The organism is Protofrankia sp. Cj5, assembly GCF_917627405.1.
Lineage (GTDB): Bacteria > Actinomycetota > Actinomycetes > Frankiales > Frankiaceae > Protofrankia.
Window position 1 is genome coordinate 24,518 of sequence record NZ_CAKJTO010000039.1, and the last position, 18,808, is coordinate 43,325.

General features: G+C 65.6%; 13 protein-coding genes. 6 read left to right on the forward strand and 7 right to left on the reverse strand.

Features of this window, described 5'->3' with window-relative positions; all coding sequences use genetic code 11:
* Positions 1–279 precede the first annotated feature (279 nt).
* Positions 280–1,953, reverse strand: coding sequence for a S1C family serine protease (locus MJ777_RS10745; RefSeq protein WP_239375699.1), 1,674 nt, complete (start codon positions 1,951–1,953; stop codon positions 280–282).
* Positions 1,954–2,437: 484 nt separating this feature from the next.
* Between MJ777_RS10745 and MJ777_RS10750 the strand changes: the two genes are divergently transcribed.
* The 5 genes from MJ777_RS10750 (at position 2,438) to MJ777_RS10770 (ending at position 9,573) form a co-directional block, all read left to right on the forward strand.
* Entirely contained in the window at positions 2,438–2,659 is a 222-nt protein-coding gene (locus MJ777_RS10750) for a hypothetical protein (protein WP_239348272.1), read from the forward strand.
* Between the two features lie 418 nt (positions 2,660–3,077).
* Positions 3,078–4,133, forward strand: coding sequence for a hypothetical protein (locus MJ777_RS10755; protein ID WP_239375701.1), 1,056 nt, complete (start codon positions 3,078–3,080; stop codon positions 4,131–4,133).
* Between the two features lie 357 nt (positions 4,134–4,490).
* Positions 4,491–4,946 carry a hypothetical protein gene (locus tag MJ777_RS10760; RefSeq protein WP_239375703.1) on the forward strand — a complete coding sequence of 152 codons (456 nt, stop codon included), beginning with the start codon at positions 4,491–4,493 and terminating at the stop codon, positions 4,944–4,946.
* Positions 4,947–5,047: 101 nt separating this feature from the next.
* Complete coding sequence (locus MJ777_RS10765) at positions 5,048–7,660, forward strand: helicase-associated domain-containing protein (protein ID WP_239375712.1); 2,613 nt, start codon at positions 5,048–5,050, stop codon at positions 7,658–7,660.
* A gap of 266 nt (positions 7,661–7,926) precedes the next feature.
* Positions 7,927–9,573 (forward strand): DNA repair helicase XPB, encoded by a 1,647-nt coding sequence (locus tag MJ777_RS10770; RefSeq protein ID WP_239309808.1) that lies wholly within the window; start codon positions 7,927–7,929, stop codon positions 9,571–9,573.
* A 240-nt stretch (positions 9,574–9,813) separates the two neighbouring features.
* Here MJ777_RS10770 and MJ777_RS10775 read toward each other — a convergent pair whose 3' ends face one another.
* The 5 genes from MJ777_RS10775 to MJ777_RS10795 all read right to left on the reverse strand — a co-directional run bounded on the left by MJ777_RS10775 (position 9,814) and on the right by MJ777_RS10795 (position 15,422).
* On the reverse strand, positions 9,814–10,389 hold the full coding sequence (locus tag MJ777_RS10775; protein ID WP_239309806.1) for a Uma2 family endonuclease: 576 nt from the start codon (positions 10,387–10,389) through the stop codon (positions 9,814–9,816).
* Positions 10,390–10,467: 78 nt separating this feature from the next.
* On the reverse strand, positions 10,468–11,322 hold the full coding sequence (locus tag MJ777_RS10780) for a phospholipid scramblase-related protein (protein WP_239375714.1): 855 nt from the start codon (positions 11,320–11,322) through the stop codon (positions 10,468–10,470).
* Between the two features lie 175 nt (positions 11,323–11,497).
* The gene (gene groL, locus MJ777_RS10785) at positions 11,498–13,120 is read right to left on the reverse strand and encodes a chaperonin GroEL (RefSeq protein ID WP_239309802.1); all 1,623 of its coding nucleotides are present in this window, start codon (positions 13,118–13,120) and stop codon (positions 11,498–11,500) included.
* A 452-nt stretch (positions 13,121–13,572) separates the two neighbouring features.
* Positions 13,573–14,274, reverse strand: coding sequence for a response regulator transcription factor (locus tag MJ777_RS10790; RefSeq protein ID WP_239330963.1), 702 nt, complete (start codon positions 14,272–14,274; stop codon positions 13,573–13,575).
* A complete protein-coding gene (locus tag MJ777_RS10795) occupies positions 14,271–15,422 on the reverse strand; it encodes a sensor histidine kinase (RefSeq protein WP_239375716.1) in 1,152 nt (383 codons plus the stop codon). Before MJ777_RS10795 ends, MJ777_RS10790 begins: the two co-directional genes overlap by 4 nt.
* 293 nt (positions 15,423–15,715) lie before the next feature.
* Here MJ777_RS10795 and MJ777_RS10800 point away from each other — a divergent pair, with 293 nt between their 5' ends.
* Positions 15,716–17,734 (forward strand): cutinase family protein, encoded by a 2,019-nt coding sequence (locus tag MJ777_RS10800; RefSeq protein WP_239375718.1) that lies wholly within the window; start codon positions 15,716–15,718, stop codon positions 17,732–17,734.
* A gap of 193 nt (positions 17,735–17,927) precedes the next feature.
* Here the strand turns inward: MJ777_RS10800 and MJ777_RS10805 are convergent, their stop codons facing one another.
* Entirely contained in the window at positions 17,928–18,401 is a 474-nt protein-coding gene (locus MJ777_RS10805; protein WP_239375720.1) for a hypothetical protein, read from the reverse strand.
* Between the last annotated feature and the right edge of the window lie 407 nt (positions 18,402–18,808).

Below are 18,808 nucleotides of genomic sequence, written 5' to 3' on the forward strand. Positions count from 1 at the left end.
CCACGTTAGAGCTTCCTGGCCAGCCTAGGGGGGAATGTCAGGAAAATTCTGCTGCCACCCGCTGGATCCGCGGGCCGGAGGTTGTGTGATCGAATTTTCCGGCCTGGCTGGTGCCATTTTTTGATCTTGATTGGCGCCAGCTGGCGGGTCCGGATGCCGTGGATGCGTGATGGGCGGTATCTTGCGATCAAAATGATCGTGGCTGAGATGCCGACATCCGGCCTTTCCGGATCTTTTGGCAAAGATCCGGAAAGGCCGGATGTCAACGGGGCGGGAAGATCAGGACGGTGGCTGCTGGGCCAGGGTGACCTCCGCGGTGTGCGTCTGACCGTTGCGGGTGTAGGTGACGGTCACCTTGCTGCCGATGTCCTGGGAGCGGACCGCGGCGATAAGTCCATCCACACTCGTGATCCGGCGGTCTCCCAGTTTGGTGATGACATCGCCGCGCTGGAGCCCGGCCTGCTGCGCGGGACCGTTGCCGACCAGATTCTCGACTTTGGCACCGGTCCCATCGCCGTTCGGATCGGTCTGGCTCGCTCCCGCGGTTGACGCGTTCACGCCAAGATACGGGTGCACCGCCGAGCCTCTGCTGATCAGTTCTTCGGCGATCGACTGCGCATAGTTGGACGGGATCGCGAACCCGACACCGATGTTGCCGGACTGCTGTTCCTGCTGGCCGCCGAACCCGCCGCCGCCCGAGCCCACCGTGGCGATAGCCGAGTTGATGCCGATCAGCTCACCCTTGCTGTTGGTGAGCGGGCCGCCGGAGTTTCCAGGGTTGATCGGGGCGTCGGTCTGGATAGCGTCGAGAACGGCGTTGCTGTCCTGGACGTTCGTGTCACCGGTACGCACCGGCCGGTGTATGGCGCTCACGATCCCCGATGTGACGGTACCGCTGAGGCCGAGCGGGCTGCCGACCGCGACCACCAGCTCGCCAACCGCGAGCGCGTCCGAGTTGCCGAAGGCGGTCGCCCGCAGCCCGGTCGTGTCGATCTTTACTACCGCGAGGTCGGAGGTGGGGTCGGTCCCGATGATCCTTGCGTTAAACTCCTTGCCGTCCTGGGTGGTCACCTGCAGTGAACCGCCTTGTGCGGCATCGGATACCACGTGGTTGTTGGTCAGGATGTAGCCGTCCTGGCGAATGATTACTCCGGAACCGGTGCTTGCCTGGTTCCTTGATGCGGCGGCTATCGTGACCACGCTCGGAAGGATCGTCTGCGCGGCGGCTGACACCGTGCCGGACGCGGCTGGGGATGTTCCCGCGCCGCTGGTGCCGCGCAGCAGGCCGCTGGACGACACCACAGTCGGCGTGCTGTTGCCGCCGGCGACCAGGGCACCGACGCCACCGCCCACCCCAGCGGAGACCAGCGCGATCGCGATCGCGGCGGCGACGAGCCGTTTGCGGCGTGGTGGTGGTGCCGGTTGTCCGGCGGTCTGGGGGGGGCCGTAGTACGGCCCGGACGGCGGCGGTGTGCCGAACGGCGGTGTCGGCCCGAACGGTGATGTTGGGCCGGACGGTGGTGTTGGGCCGGACGGCGGGCCTGGCGCGCTGAAGGCACCGCCCGGGTATCCGGAGTTCGCGCCACCGCCCGCGTCGACCATGGTCGACGAGTCGTCGGGGACGCTCGTGCCCGGCGGGTTCCACGGCGTTCCCCACCAGGCCCGGCTGGACGACTCGGCCGAGTCCCGCTCAGGGCGTGTCTGGGGAGCCGCGGTAGTCGATGCGGAAGATCCTGCTGCCGCCGCTGCCGCTGGTCGTTCGGGTTCGGCGTCACCCAGGCCGCTCCTTGCCGCCGGCTGCACGGCAGTCTGGTGAGTGGCGGGGTATGGCTCCACCTCCGGTGCCGTCCAGACCGGGGTGTCCTGCCCGGAGCGGACGCCGTCGCCGCCGTCAGGCGCCCGCGAGTCCGAGGAACGTCCATCCGGGGAGGTGAAGGGGGGCCGCGTGTTCATGGTAGAAACCTTCCCCTCACAAGCTGAGCGAAGACTGAAACGCGACCAACAGTCGGCTGAGACGCGGCGCGTGGGGAGCATCGTCCCGACGTGGTCAATGCGGTGTCGACGGTTACGGCAACCGCCGGGTACGCCGTGCCGGTACCCGTGAGAAAGTGTCTGAAGCTCGTCAACCTGTTCTCCTGTCCGAACATCCAGCTGCCCGAGTGGCCGACCCACTGACTCACTGGCCCGTCACACGATGGCGAACGTCGTGGCCGCTTTGGCTGCCGGGTCGCCTGATTCACAGACTGTGACGACCGGACGATGACGAGGCCGCTGCCCCGAGCAGATGGTCACGCAGCCCGGGAAGGCGCCTGTGAAGGCGTTTTCAGTAGCCTCCCAGCTGCGCTTCGGACTGTCCCCAACACGTTTCATAATGCTCGGAGAAGTGCGGTTGCCAAAGCGCTCGCGGGTTCACCGTGACCGCGAATCATCACATGGCGTGGCGGGCCTCGCGCTGCCAACGCTGAGCCGGGTGCGGACGGCACTGCTGGAGGCCACTATCGACGGGCCATGGGCGGGCGTCGCGGGCGGTCTGCTCGTGTCCTCGGTTGGGCTCGGGCTGGCACACCGGGGCTGGTTGTTGACAGGCGGGTGGCCATCCGGCGCACGCTGCACCCACCTCACTGTGGTCGGTTGGGCGCACGCTTGGGCGATCAGGTGAAAGTGAAGATTCGTTCGGGTGGGGTGGGGCGTGTTGTGCTACTTGAACTTGTTGCGGATACGCTGAATCTCGCTGTTCTGACGACATCGACACAACCAGTGCCGTGCGCGTGTGACCGGAGGATGCCCGCGTGGTCCGAGGAGACCCCGACCCCCGGGGCGACCGACGAGATGATCCTCGAGGTGACCCCTGGGTGAATTCGCGCGGGACGCCGCGTGGTGACGATGCCACCACGCGGCGTCCCGGCCACTCGGGGCGTCCGCGGTATCCGGAGTCGAGCGGGCCGCGGCCCCTGATTCCTGGCTCCCAGCCCGCTGCTGGCGAGCGGCCCGGCTCGCCTGTCCAGCCACTTGGCCCATCGCCGGTCCGCGCCGGTGATCCGGTCCGTCGCGGGCGACCGGTCAGCGCGGGCCGGCGCATGGTGGCTTTTGGCACGCTGCCTGGACGCACCGACCAGCTCGGACGGCCCGTCGCTGGCAGGGTGGGTGGGGCCGGCGATCGTCCGGCCGCATACCTGCCGGGTGGAGCCACTGGCGTTACCGCCACGGTGGACGGTGGTCGCGCGTTGCCGAGTGCCCCTGACCCGCTGGACACGACCACGGTTGTGCGCAGGCCGGTCACGGCGTCCGTGGCGGAAGGTGTTGATCATCGGTTCGGTCGCCGCTCCGTGCCTGGGCCCGTGCCTGGGCCCGGACCGGACGCCCGTGGCCGGATGGCAGAGGTTCCTGGACCAGGCGCCGTCAACGGCACCGTCACAGGGCCGAGGCCTTACACCGGTCCTCCGACGGAGGGCTTCGACCCGTTCCCGGCTCGCGGTCGCGACGCGCCGAAGCCGGTCGCCGCGGCCAGGCCGGGGGTGCTGCCCGGGTCACCCATGCCACCGGCTGGGGGTGGGCTGGGGCCGGCTTCCGCCGTGGCGGGCAGGAGCGCGGCGACGGGTTCCCGCCGGACGGGCGTTGGTGACCCGTCCCGTGCCACAGAACCTGCCGGCCACGGGGCGGCTTCGGCCGACCGGGTGGACCGATTCGACCAGACCGACCAGACCGACCAGGAGGAGATCGACAGCACCGGGCAGTTTGCCAGGATTCCTGGGAACGGCGACGGGACGGGCGCGGGGGCGACGGCCGCGGCCTGGGATCCGCGGGTCACGGAAGGCCGGGCCGACGCGCGCGCTGGGTCCGGCGGTACGGGTTCCCGACCGGTCGAGGACTTCGCCGCCGATTTCGCTCAGTCGGTTCCGTCCGGTGTGGAGGTTGTGTCCGGCACCGCGCGATCCGCGGGTGCGGGAACCCGCGGGCGTCCGGTTGGAATCGTAGTGAATCTGCTTCTTGTCGTAATCTTTTTGATCGTTGGCTTCTCTGTCGGGCAGGCGCTTGCGGCGCCGGGGTCGGCGAGCGCACAGTCACGGGTTGGCAACTGGGCACGCGATCATCATCTGACGTTCCTGGTCGACACTGCGGGGAAGTTGCGTTGACCGGTGGTATCGCAGGAACACGTGACGGTCTGCCAGCACGATCAGGATAAAGCGGAAAAACAGCCGAAAAAGGTACTTAGGGTGCTCGGCAACAGAAGCTGTGACGTCGTGGGGCTGGGGCAGGCGCCCCAATCCCACTCCTTGATCCACACCCCTATTGCCGGGCGCTCTTAGCCGCAGGTTTTTGATTTATGTTCTACTGTTGCGGAAAACATTTGACGCCAGGCTCTTGCGTTCGGAGGCATTCGCGTGTCGAATCGGCATCGACGAGTCTGTCGCATTCTGTCACACAGTGCGCGGCTTCACGTGATGTCGGCTGGGTATCGTCGCAGCCTGTCACCCGCGGCAGGAGGGCCTGTGCGTCCACATCCCGCACGTCAACATGCTACTGGTCCGCGTGTCATCCGTCCGGTCGCGCGTCGGGCAGCGGACACACCCATCGCCGATCCCGGCGGTTACGCCGGGACCAGTATCCCAGGCGAATTCGATCTTAACCGATTCCCCGCTCCGCCCGGTCGGGCGCCGACCGCGGACGAGATCGACGCGATAGCGCGAGCGGTCTTCGCGAGCCCGTTGGTCGCGCTTGTCCCCCCGGGCCGGCTTCAGGTGACTTCGATCAGAATTTCCACCGGCCCGCCGGACTGGGCGTTCGCCGCGCTCCTGCCACGTGATATGGATCTTGATCCAGCGGTGGCCGTACTCCGTTTTGATGTCAGCGGAGGCTGGGTTCTCGATCAGGTGGGCACGGCCGAAGTGGGTGTCGGGCGGTTTCCCGTCCTGGGTGCCGACGCGTCTGATCATGGTGGGCGGTAGGGCGTGCCGGCTCCTGTACCCAGCGGGCCGATGGTGGTGCGATCATTGTTCTTCCGTGCCGTCGGCCCCCTGAATTCCTGGGCCGTCGGCGGGATACTGTCATGAGGGTGTCCATGTCGGCGGACGGAGCTGACGTCTCCTCCACTGCGGCCGGGTGGCTGCGAGGCCTTTCTGACGACGAGCTGACTCGGCTTTTCACGCTGCGTCCTGATCTGGCCACGCCGCCGCCGCCCGACTTCGACGTCCTCGCCGCCCGCCTGGAGATCCGGGTGAGCGTGACGCGCGCGCTGGAGCGGCTTGACACGTTCACCCTCGAGGTCTGTGAGGCACTGACGCTGCTTCCGGCGCCAGTGAGCATCGATGATCTATGTGGGTTCTGCGGGACCACGGCCGTGGCGGCAGCGCTGGTGACATTGCGCGAGCGGGCGCTGATCTGGGGGGATGACAGCGCCATCCGGCTCGTCGCAATGGCCCGTGACCTTCTCGGTGAGCGCCCGCTCGGCCTCGGCCGGCCATTACGTGTGTGTGTGGCCGGTCACCGGCACACGCACCTCGCGCGCCTCGCGCTGGCGGTCGGTGTCGCTTCCCAGCGGGACCGGGGCGGAGCGGGCCGCGGCTCTCTCCTTGACGAACTGAGCGCCGCGCTGGCCGCCCCGGATCGGGTTGCGGCTCTCGTCGAGGAATGCGGTCCACGGGCTCGCCAGCTTCTCGACCGGCTCGCCGCCGGGCCGGCGCTCGGGCACACGGGCGACGCGCGACGGCTGCTCGCCGCGTCCGACGCTCACACACCGGTGGAGCAGCTGCTGGCCAGGGGGCTGCTCATCGGCATCGACGAGACCATGGTTGAACTCCCTCGGGAGGTCGGGCTCGCGCTGCGTGGCGACCGTCCGGGCGGGGTGCTGCATCCCGAACCGCCGGTCCTGACCGGCAAGACGATCGATTGTGTTCAGGTGGACGGTACAGCTGCCCTCGCCGCCGACACGATGATCCGTCTGGTGACGACACTGCTGGAAGCCTGGGGCACGGCCCCGCCCACCCCGTTGCGCACCGGTGGCCTGAGCGTCCGGGACTTCCGTACGGCCGCGAGGCTGCTCGATGTCGCCGAACCGACCGCGGCGCTGGTGATTGAGACCGCCTACGCGGCGGGGCTGGTGGACACCGCTCCCGGGGCCGATGTAATGATCATGCCTACAACCGCCTATGACAGGTGGTGTGTGGACACTCCCGCGATGCGTTGGGCCACGCTGGTCGAGGCCTGGCTGTGTTCTCCGCAGGTGTCGGGCCTGGTGGGGGAGCGCGACGACAAGGGCCGTCAGCTTGCCGCGCTCTCCGTCGAACTGCGCCGCCAGCACGCACCCGAGCTGCGCCGCCTCGTGCTGGACGCCTTCGCGACGGTGCCGGTGGGGCTTGCGCCGACGGCCGAATCGGTGCGGGCCCTGCTTGCGTGGCGGATGCCTCGCCGGGGTGGGCCGCTGCTGGACCGCATGATCGACTGGACGTTCACCGAAGCGGATCTGCTCGGTGTCACCGGGCGCGGTGCGCTGTCCTCGGCGGGGCGGGCGCTGGTCCGCGGCGAGGGCAAGGACGGGGACGGAGCCAGCCGCTCGGACCTGGCTGCCGCGCTCAGCCCGATGTTGCCCGAGCCGGTCAGCGAACTTCTGGTGCAGGCTGACCTCACCGCGGTGGCCCCGGGCCCGCTGGTGCCGGAGATCGCCGCGGAGCTCACGCAGATGGCCGACGTCGAGTCGGCCGGTGCGGCAACGGTCTTCCGCTTCTCTGAAGCATCCCTGCGGCGTGCGCTGGATGCCGGTCGGGTCATCGAGGATATTCGCGACTTTCTGGCCCGGGTCGCTCGCGGGGGTATTCCGCAGACGCTGGACTATCTTATAAATGATGTTGCTCGTCGTCATGGCCGGTTGCGGGCGGGGCCCGCCATGGCATATCTGCGCTGCGACGACACCGCTGTGCTCGCGGAGGTGGTCGCCTCGCGGCGAACCCAGACGCTCGGGCTGCGGCGGGTCGCGCCCACCGTGGTGATCTCCGCGCTGCCTCTGCCCAAGCTGCTGGAGGGCCTGCGCGCGGCCGGGTTCGCCCCGGTCGGTGAAGGGCCGGACGGACGTGTGGTCCTGCACCGACCGGAGGTGCACAGAACGCCCGGCCGGCCGCGCCCGAGTAGCGCGGAGTCCGTGGGTGTTCGCAACGAGCAGTTCCGAGATGTGGTACGGATGGTTCGTCGTGGCGACGACAGTGCCCGCGCGGCCCGTGCGGCCAGCGCCGCGATCGGTTCGGTGCCCGACCGGATGGTGCGAACGGCTCCGCTGATCCTGGTGACTCTGCAGGGAGCGGCGCGGACCGGCCGCCGAATGTTGCTTGGCTATGTTGATCAACAGGGGAAGTCGAGCGAACGTATTGTTCGTCCGATGGTTGTTGATGGGGGTTGGGTGACCGTGTGGGATGAGCGTGCCACGACAACCCGGCGCTTCGCGCTGCACCGCGTCACCGGTGTCATGGACGTTGAGGATGTGCTCCCGGCCGCTGGGTTCACCGATTACGGCTGGGCGGTCGAGCTGAGTGCCGCGGATACTCTGCCGGGTGTCACCGAAGGCGGTATGGCCGGCGCTCTTGCCGATGCCGGAACGGTCGGGTCGATGCCGGTACCAGACCGGCAATACCCGGAATTCCTGGATCCGGAGGACGTTACGGACCTGTCATGACGGCAGCTGCCGCTTTGTGGGCTTGGTGCTTCGTGGGCTTGTCGGTTCGGCGGCGGGCGGGGCACGGGTGGTGCACGGGCGGTGCGTCCCTGGTTGCAGCTGCCACGGGCCCGTTTTCCCGCTGGGGATCCTCGCGTCCGGGCTGTCATGAGGCCTTCGACTCAGCTGCCGGCGAACATGCAAGAATTGCTGGGCGGGTTCGGTTCAGGTTGACAGAGGCAGCGCGCGTCCAGAGGTCACGAGAAGTTTTAGGAGGTCGGTGAGAAGTGGCTGATGGTCCATTGATTGTCCAGTCGGACAAGACCATGTTGCTGGAAGTCGACCATCCACTGGCCACGGACGCGCGGGCGGCGATCGCCCCGTTCGCGGAGCTGGAACGCTCCCCCGAGCATATGCACACCTACCGGATCACTCCGTTGGCACTCTGGAACGCCAGGGCTGCCGGTCATGACGCGGAGCAGGTCGTCGACGCACTTGTTCGCTTCTCCCGTTACGCGGTCCCGCACGCGCTGCTCGTCGACATTGCCGACACGATGGACCGTTACGGCCGTCTGCGGCTGGAGAACGATCCGCAGCGGGGCCTGGTCCTGCGGACCATCGACCGCGCGGTGCTCACCGAGGTCATCCGTTCCAAGAAGGTCCTGCCGCTGCTGGGCCAGCGCCTCGACGAGGACACGGTCGCGGTGCACCCGTCCGAGCGGGGACGGCTCAAGCAGGCGTTGCTCAAGGTCGGCTGGCCGGCTGAGGACTGCGCCGGTTACGTCGACGGGGAGGCGCATCCGATCGAACTGCGCCAGGACGGCTGGGAGCTGCGCGGCTACCAGAAGGGCGCGGTCGCGGGTTTCTGGGAGGGCGGTTCGGGCGTGGTGGTGCTGCCCAGCGGCGCTGGCAAGACCATCGTTGGTGCCGCCGCGATGGCCCATGCCCGTACCACGACCCTCATCCTGGTCACCAACACGGTGGCCGGCCGGCAGTGGCGCACGGAACTGCTGAAGCGGACGTCGCTCACCGAGGACGAGATCGGCGAGTACTCGGGTGAACGCAAGGAGATCCGGCCCGTCACGATCGCCACCTACCAGGTGATGACTGCCCGTCGCAAGGGCGAGTACCTGCATCTGGATCTGTTCGGTGCCCGTGACTGGGGATTGATCGTCTACGACGAGGTGCATCTGCTACCCGCGCCGGTTTTCCGGATGACCGCTGACATCCAGTCCCGGCGGCGGCTCGGTCTGACCGCGACGCTGGTCCGAGAGGACGGACGCGAGGGCGACGTCTTCTCCCTGATCGGTCCCAAACGGTACGACGCTCCGTGGCGTGAGATCGAGGCCCAGGGCTGGATCGCTCCGGCTGAGTGCACCGAGGTGCGGGTGACACTCACCGAGGACGAGCGGATGGCCTATGCGGTGGCGGAGGCTGAAGAGCGTTATCGGATGTGCGCGACCGCTTATAGCAAGCGGGCGGTCGTGCGGCGGTTGGTCGAACGGCACGCGGGCGACCGGGTGCTCGTCATCGGTGCTTATCTTGATCAGCTTGATCAACTTGGCGAGCTGCTCAACGCCCCGGTCATTCAGGGGTCGACCCGTAACCGGGAGCGTGAGCGTCTGTTCGAGGCGTTCCGCAGCGGAGAAATCATGACCTTGGTCGTCTCAAAGGTCGCCAACGTGTCGATCGACCTGCCCGAGGCCGGGGTCGCCATCCAGGTGAGCGGGACCTTCGGGTCACGCCAGGAGGAGGCGCAGCGCCTTGGGCGGGTGTTGCGCCCCAAGGCGGACGGCCGTGGCGCGCATTTCTACACGGTGGTCTCCCGGGACACGATCGATCAGGAGTACGCCGCGCATCGCCAGCGTTTTCTGGCGGAGCAGGGCTACGCCTACACCATCGTGGACGCGGACGACATCCCCGATCCAGCTTAGAACTGAGAGCTTAGAGCGACCGGCAACAGCGGCGCGGCAGGGCCTGTCTGATAGATCTTCGGTCGCTTCGCCCCCCGCACGAACGCTTCGCGTCCGTGCGGGTCCCTGCTGTCGATGCCTGCATCGACCAACATCTATCAGATGCGTCCTGGAGTCAGTTCTGGTCTCTTGTCCGGTCTGGTCTTTTGTCCGGGTGATCCGAGACAATGTGATCTCTGCCAACATGATCTGGACAAGTCGTCATTCTGGTTGTGGAGGGTCGATCAGGCTTGCCGGGATGATCGTGCAGGCAACTGGGCTGGTCACGGTGAGTTCCTGTGACCCGACCGCGGACCCGGCCCGGACGTAGGCCCCGCTGACAAGATCGTAGGCGTCGATACTCGGGGTGCCGGGGTCGACCAGCCAGTAGCTGGGGACACCGCGGTCACGGTAGACGTCGAATTTCAGGGTTTGGTCGTAGCGACGGTTGTTGATCTCGGCGACTTCCACGACCAGCAGTGGCAGATCGGTGATGCGGCGGGGACGGTCGTCGTCAGCCGCTGCCGCCACAATGATGTCGGGCACGATCTCGCTGCGGGGCTCAACGCGAAGGCTGACCCCCCGGGTGTGGACGCGCATGTGCGAGGGGGTCGCCTCGATGAGCAGCCGGACAAGACGCTTGGTTACCCTGGTCTCCAACGGTGTCGGCCATGCGCGGATCAGGCACATCCCGTCGATGAGCTCGAAGCGAGGATCTTCAAGGCCGAGCTCGTCGAGGTCGGCGACGGTCAGCGGTGGGGCGGGCAGCACCATGGTGGGGCGGTGCGAGCGCGGCATGGAACCAGGCTGGATCACTCCAGTAATGGTGCCGCTTCCAGCCTCGGCTGTCGAAACCTCCGGCGCCGGTATCCAGACTCAGCCCAAACCACGGGAGTCCTGCTTGAGCGCGGTGTCGATGGTCAGCGCGGAGGCGACCACCAGACTGCACAGCGGGTCGGCGATCGGCCGGTGGATCTGCACCACGTAATTGTCAGCGGTCGTGAACATCGTGCGGGCCAAGCCTTCCCAGGTCTTGGTCACCCGGGCTATCTCGGTGTCGGTGTGGTCGACGATTGAGAAGTTCCACGCCCGCCAGTTCTCTGCTTTGATCATGCCGACAGGGGCGCCAGCGCTTTGCAGGGCAAAGCGGATCTTTCCGAAGACGTTCTGTTGGACGATGTCACCGATCTCGGCTCCGTCCGGCCGAGAGACGATCACCCTCGATTTGAGGAGCTTCGCCGGCCTGGTCAGGACGAGTTGCGGAACTCCGGCGCTGTCGCGGACCTCGAGCCGGTGGGTGAAGAACTGATCGAGTGAGCTGACGAATCGCACCGCTTTCTTGATGGTGCTCTGACCGACCTCGACGACCGATCCGATCTGGTTACCGGACTGGTCGAACACCGCGTACTCGTTTGTCAGCTCGATGAGTTTGGTCTTCTGGTTGACCACGAGGACCGGTTCGGTGAAGAGCGTCCCCTGTCCGCTGTGGACGGGGCTCAGGCCTGCCCCTTCCCGCACTTGGCGCCGGATCCGATCCGGGGTGTAGTTGGTCCGGACAGGTTCCGGCTGGTAACCCTGGGGACTTCCCCAGCCCTGTGGGGGCACTCCAGCGGACGCCCCCGGCTGGGTGCTACTCACCTGGTCGGTCCATAACCCGCCGTCCCAGTAGCGAAAAGGATGCTGGCCGGAGGGATCCGGGTACCAGCCGGCCGGTGGCATGGTCTGGGTCATGTTGTGCACACTCCCACAAGTCTTGCCGGTCGCAATCGCCCATCGCGCATGGTGATTGATGTGCTAATCGTGCCATGGCAAAGGGGCGGCCCCGAAACAGGACCACCCCTTTGCGCCCACCACCGACTGGCTTACGACCAGTTCAGACCGGAGGGCCGAACCTCGAACCGTGGACTCAGAAGTCCATGTCACCGCCGCCACCGGGAACCGCCGGGGCCGGGTTCTTCTCCGGCTTGTCGGCGATGACGACCTCGGTGGTAAGGAACAGCCCGGCGATGGACGCGGCGTTCTGCAGCGCGGAACGGGTGACCTTGGCCGGGTCGATGATGCCGGTGGCGATCAGGTCGACGTACTCACCGGTGGCCGCGTTCAGGCCATGGCCGGCAGGCAGGTGACGGACCTTGTCGACCACGACGCCGCCTTCGAGACCGCTGTTGTAGGCGATCTGCTTGATCGGCGCCTCGAGAGCCAGCCGGACGATGTTCGCCCCGGTTGCCTCGTCCCCGGCCAGGTCGAGCTTCTCGAACGCCGTGACCGACGCCTGGAGCAGCGCGACGCCACCGCCAGCGACGATGCCCTCCTCGACCGCGGCCTTCGCGTTCGAGACGGCGTCCTCGATGCGGTGCTTCTTCTCCTTCAGTTCGACCTCGGTCGCGGCACCGACCTTGATGACCGCGACGCCACCGGCGAGCTTGGCCAGCCGCTCCTGCAGCTTCTCGCGGTCGTAGTCGGAGTCCGACTTCTCGATCTCGGCACGGATCTGGCTGACCCGACCGGCGATCTGGTCGGGGTCGCCGGCGCCTTCGACGATGGTGGTCTCGTCCTTGGTGACGACGAACTTGCGGGCCTTGCCGAGCAGGTCGAGCGTGGTGCTCTCCAGCTTGAGGCCGACGTCCTCGGAGATGACCTGGCCACCGGTGAGGATGGCGATGTCGCCGAGCAGGGCCTTGCGGCGGTCACCGAAGCCGGGGGCCTTCACCGCGACGCTCTTGAAGGTACCGCGGATCTTGTTGACGACCAGGGTGGCCAGGGCCTCACCCTCGACGTCCTCGGAGATGATGGCCAGCGGCTTGCCGGCCTGCATGACCTTCTCCAGCAGCGGGAGCAGGTCCTTGACCGCAGCGATCTTGCTGTTGACGATGAGCACGTACGGGTCGTCGAGGACGGCTTCCTGGCGGTCGGCGTCGGTGACGAAGTACGGCGAGATGTAGCCCTTGTCAAAGCGCATGCCCTCAGTGAGCTCGAGCTCGAGACCGAAGGTGTTGCTCTCCTCGACGGTGACTACGCCTTCCTTGCCGACCTTGTCCAGCGCCTCGGCGATCAGCGCGCCGATCGCGGGGTCGCCCGCGGAGATGGACGCGGTGGACGCGATCTGCTCCTTGGTCTCGACCTCCTTGGCCTGCTTGGAGAGCTCCTCCGAGACGCGTTCGACCGCGACCTCGATGCCCTTCTTCAGGCCCAGCGGGTTCGCGCCGGCCGCCACGTTGCGCAGACCCTCACGGACCAGCGCCTGGGCGAGAATGGTCGCGGTGGTGGTGCCATCACCCGCGACGTCGTTCGTCTTCTTCGCGACTTCCTTGACGAGCTCCGCACCGATCTTCTCGTACGGATCCTCGAGCTCGATCTCCTTGGCGATGCTCACGCCGTCGTTGGTGATTGTGGGGACGCCCCACTTCTTCTCCAGAACGACGTTGCGACCCTTCGGGCCGAGCGTGACCTTTACGGCGTCGGCCAGCTGGTTCATGCCGCGCTCCAGGCCGCGCCGTGCCTCCTCATCGAAGGCAATGATCTTCGGCATGGTGTCGGGGTCCTCCCAGGGGAATGGCTGTTCAATGACCTGGCCAAGACGACGCCCGCGACGGACGGCCAGCTGGCCTCGTCGCTCAGCCTTGGCACTCGGAGCTGGTGAGTGCCAGCTCCTGTTTAGCACTCGAGATGGGTGAGTGCAAGCTCGCCCCCTGTCGCGGCGTGCCGCCGCGGGGCCGCGGGCGGGGGCCGACCGGCTGCTGTCATACGGCCCATGAACCGCGGGCGAATCCTCGGTGCCGCGATGCCTCCACCACCCGGTGTCATGGTCGCTGTCACTCAGTGTTACAGCAGGCTTCCGTTCGAACCAGGCCGATGGCTGCTCGCAGCCAGGGAAGGCTGCGGCAGCGGTCCCGGGTGACCAGGGCTCGGTGCGGCCCCGCCGGCAGATAGGGTGATCTATGGTTGTATCCGGTCAAGTAGTGTTCGCAGACGGCCCGACGTTCACTCCATGAGGTCGCCGGAGCCGATACCGAGTTCGCGTTCCAGGTCCGCCGGACTGTGCTCCCGCAGGTAGTCGCGGAATTTCCGCGCTACGACACTCATGTGTTCCTCGGCGGTCTTCCGATCGATGTGGAGGCGCTGGGCGATGCCGCTGTACGGCTCGCCGCGGGCGCGTGCCCGCAGGACCTCCCGTTGCCTTTCGGTGAGGTCGGGCAGGGCTCCGCTCCGGCTGACCGCCTCGGCGAGGCCGGTCACCGCGGTGGTGAGTACCAACCGGCCGGCGGCGATCGCGTCGACTGCGTCGACCAGCCGCGCGGGGCGTTCGGACTTGTGGACGATCCCCAGCGCGCCCGCGCCCAGGCAGCCCGCGAGCACCAGCGGCCGGCGCTGACCGGTGTAGATGAGCACCCGATAGCCGGCTGCGGCAACTGCGGCGACCGCGTGGCGGCCGTGGACAGGGCTGGGACGTCCGCCGCTGCCGCTGAGGTCGAGATCGACGAGGACGGCATCCAACATGCCGGCATGGGGCCGCGCAGCCAGAACGCGGGGCGCCAGGGCCAGGAACTCCTCGACGGTCCTCGCGGCGACAACCACGTTCAGTTCCGGTACCAGCAGCGGCAGTGAGTCCCGGTAGACTGGCTCGTCGTCGACCACGCCGATCCGGCGTGAACGCGCCTCGCCAGGGTTTTCCGTGATCGTCACATCTTCTCCTTCGACATTCGTACGAATGTCCCTTCCCCGTGCGTCGATTCGATCTCGACCTGACCGCCAATGGACGCGATCGCCGCATATACCTGTTGCGACAAGCCGAATCCTGCCAGGCGGATGTTCGGGTCGAATCCGATGCCGTCGTCGCGGACGCACACCTCCCAGCTGTTTCCGTCGGTCTCGGCATGGATGACGACCTCGCGGGCCTGGGCATGCTGACGGACGTTGAACAACAGGGTTCGAACAGCGCGACTGACAACCTCCACATCGGCCGCTGGAATGGTGTCGCGGGCGAGGTCGGCGTTCAGCACAGGAGCAAGGTCGGCGAATTCGTCCGCGATGGCCTCAAGCTCGGCGATGATGCCGCTGGAACGCCGTAGCTGGGTGCCGAGGTAATGGCGCATTTCAGTGGCGAGCCGCAGGGCCTGGCGCCGTAGGACAGCCCGGGCGTTTTCATCAAGGTCGTCGGCCGCGAGCAGTTCCAGCGCCGATGCCGGGTCGTGGATCAACTTCTGTACCCGGAGTCTTTCCGCCTCGGTGGCGAGCATCACCGCGGCGGACCGAGCGGAGTCCGCGTCCCTGCCGAGCCTTCGGGTGTAGCCGGCGACGAGCCGGACGAGAACAGCAAAGCCGATATAGGCCACCGAGTTCGTGAGTGTGGTGAGGCGCGTGTCGTGGTCGCTGGCTGCCGGGAGGCTGGTCACCAGGAAAACCGCGCACAGCAGGCTGGCCGCGGCGAGCGTCTGCCACCAGTGGCGGAAGACGATCGCCGCGCCCGCGGCCATCGGGATGGTCGTGGCGAAACCCGGGTTCCCCCAGCTGGACGAGGCGGTTCCGGCAGCGACGAACATCATGACGCTGATGAGGAAGAGCACGCCGAACGAAAGATCGACAATGCCGAGCCAGGCGTCGTCGAACCGCCCGCGTCGCCACATGCGCCGGCTGACTACCGCCGCCTCCAGCAGGAGCAGGCTCAGCGACGCGACGGTGAGCATGCGACGGTCGGTGCGTTCGAGGATCAGCGGTAGACCCACCGCGACCTGGATGATATTGAAGCAGCGCAGGCCGATGTAGGTGATGACCAGCCCACGCTCAACCCCGGCTTCGGATGTGGGCAGCGTGTAGATTTTATCTACAGGCAATCTATGGCCGGCCTCTCGTAGTCAAATTCTTGGCAACGCACGTCGACGCTACCGGTCCGTGGCCGTGGTTCGGACCCGGAAAAATCCGGGTCCGAACCACGGCCGTGCTCGACTATCGTGCTCGGCGGCGGGTGTAAGGGGGGCACCCGCCGCCGGCCGTTTACGTAGTGAAATCCAGTCCAGGGGGATGCGGGTGGCCGTGTATTACAGGGCATGCAACCGTGCCGTCACCGTGAGGCTTATTCAGGACTCCCATCCTACATGATCTAGATCATGTATCGCCGCAGGTTGAGATGCTGGTCGAGGCGCTGTTATGGATCTTGATGGGTAAGCTCTGCATAACTCTCTCAGGTGCGGGAGTAGAACATTTCCGAACAAAGATAGATGAGGTGATTTCCTTGTGCCGAACAATGCGAAGGAAGGCGCAATCATTTACGTTCTTCCTTGCACTTCTTATCAGCCTCGGCGTCACGGTTTTTGAAACTACTGACCCGGCTAAAGCGGAACCAGAGTGCAAAAACGGAGGAGTGTACGTACTATTTGCCCGCGGGTCGGGGGAAACATTTAATGGTCCTCGTGCGCTCTCCTTCCAGCACTATATTATGCAAGCCATAGCGAATGCTGGAATCGAGAACCAGTGGGCTGAGCTAGGAAATCTGGACAACAAACCCGGCCCAGATAACAAGGCAAACAATCCCGGCGAATACCCCGCCGTCGCCTGGACCAACTGGGGTATTCTAACCGGCTGGGAGGGCTACTATGCTAGCGTCAGAACTGGTGTAGCCGAGCTAGCAAGGCATCTGAACGACCGCGCCGCCAAGTGCCCTAAGGAATCCATCGTCATCGGCGGATACTCGCAAGGTGCCGAGGTAGTCGGAACGGCGCTATTCAATGTAAGCAGCTACACACTCAGTCGCATCGCCTATGTGGCGCTATATGGTGATCCACGCACTTCGGCGTGCAATGCTATTATGCGGCCACCGTGGTCACGCGGTAATGCTTTCTGTGCGCTGGGGTCACTCGGCGCACGAGCCCCGTACATTCCCATGCAATTGACTGGGCGTGTCGGTAGCTGGTGTGACGCATGGGATGGGGTATGCACTGGCTTTGCGCCGCTGACGCCACCCAATCCGCTAAGCTCGCATACTCGCGCCTATCAAGACCGCTGGATAGCTGACTCCGCTAACGAGATCGCCAATAAGGCGCTCTCCAAGCGCAATGAGCTCAATCCAAGTTCGCAGTCCGCACCGCTACCGAGTTACACCATCACCCCGCCCGACACATCAGCAGACTCACCAGCAGCACCGCCGCCACCTCCCGTGGTTAATTCTGTCAAAAGGACTGCTGCGCCTAACGGCACTCGTGAGGTCTATGCCGCCACCAAGTCTTCGGTGACCGAAGCATGGTGGAGCCCCGGCGGAGATGGTGCCCACGAGTCGGAAATCATTCATATCTCACAAGACAACATCGTCGGCTTCGACAAGGTGAACGAACCGAATGGGATTACGCAGTCACTATATACGGCTGTCCCTGATGGTGTCTGGGAGACATGGTGGCGTCCGAATGAAGGCGTTCATCATAACAAGATCATAACTGGTCTATCCGGTGTCCGGCAAGTCATTGCCGATCCCGTGACGGACAGTGTGGGATATACTCATCGTCTGTACGTTCTGGCAAGTGACGGACCGTACGAGGTATGGTGGCGCGATGGTGGAGATGGTATTCACGCCAACCGTCTCGACGTTGTTAATGGACCGGTCACTATGGACAAATCCAGAGGGTCGGACGGTACGGATCAGCTTTACGTAGCCACACCAACGTACGTGTACGAACTGTGGTGGCGACCGGGAACGGGTGTGCACCATGGGACTGTAATAAACATTACCCAGGGTAACATTCGTAGCCTCGACAAGGGAGACAACCTTTCTGACGGCGGGCAACTCCTGTACACAGGAACGAGCACCACTGCGTGGCAGACATACTGGAATAGCACTACAGGCGTAGGTCTTACCAACGGGATCATCGCAACAGGTCAGACCAATGCTATTCAGATCAAGAAGACCGTGTATAACGGCGTGCATGAGCTCTACCTGGCCACTCCCGACCATGTACAGGAATACTGGTGGAATGGGCCGAATAATGGCACCAGTACACTGATCAATATCTCGCAAAACAACATCACTGGCTTCGACAAGAGCAGCGACGGTGCAGACCAACAGATCTACACCGCGTCGGGCGATCTCGTGTACGAGACATGGTGGCGAGCAGGCGTCGGCCCGACGAGCAGCGTCCTGTTCAAGGTCGCTCGCTGAAGGTGTTGAGAACTCCTGGCAACGCGGCAATTACCGCGTAACGGAGTCACCCGTTGGCTGGGCGTCGTTGATGGTGGCGACGCCCAGCCATGCTTGGCCTACTTGATTCACTTTTTTACCTGTTGGTTTGCCGCAACGGCTTGAGTCTGGTCGCCCCGCTTGGTGGAGCAGGTTTTTCTTTGGCTATGCAACGTCACATAACATTAATTCTACGACGTAGAACCACTTGACTTTCGCAGTTATGCGGCGTCGGTGTCCCAGACCAGGCGGAGGGTATGGAGTTCTGCCGGGGTCGGTGGTTCGGGCGAGTGAGCTGATATTTGGCGGTGATCAGGACGCGGCGGAGTTTGGCGTGCATGTCTGCGGTGGAGGGGTGGGTCTTGGTGGTGTACCAGGGGGCATGGGTGTGGTGGCCTGCGACGGTGTACGAGATGGTGGTGAGGGTCTGGCAGGTCAGGCCGAACGGGACGGTGCACTCGACGGTGGCTTTCGCCCGGTTGTGGGCTTGGCCGACGCCGAAGATCTGCTTGGCGTCGGAGATCGCGACCTCGATGCTCCATCGCGCGGCGTACCGCTCGATGATCTGTGCGGGTTTGGTGAGGGTGTCGGTGGTGACCAGGGCCGGGTTGTAGGTGCCGGCCTGGTCGGGGGTGTCGCGGACGAGCACGACGGGTGACCGGGCGGGTGCCGAACACTGCGCACCACAGGCAGTACAGGGCGGCGGCGTGCACGACCGCGGTGCGGTCGTAGCGGGTGACGGTGACTTGGGGTGAAGGGGGTGGCGGCGGCGAGCTGGGTGAGGCTGCCGAGCCGGTCGCCTTTCTTCCGTGGCCGGCAGGGCCGGCGTCCTTGCGTAGCCGGGTGGTCCAGGTAGGTCGTTGAGGCGGGCAGGATGCGTCGTTCGTCGCCAGCGCGGCATCGCCGACCGTGTGGATCGTCCGCCTGGGCAGGGCCGCAGCCAGTTTCTCGACCGTGCGGGCGGCCAGCCACAGCCGGGAGGCCGACGTGCTGTCCTTAGGGAGCGCAGAAAAATAACACGTAGAGTCCCGGAACGGCGTCCGTTGGTGTGTTATA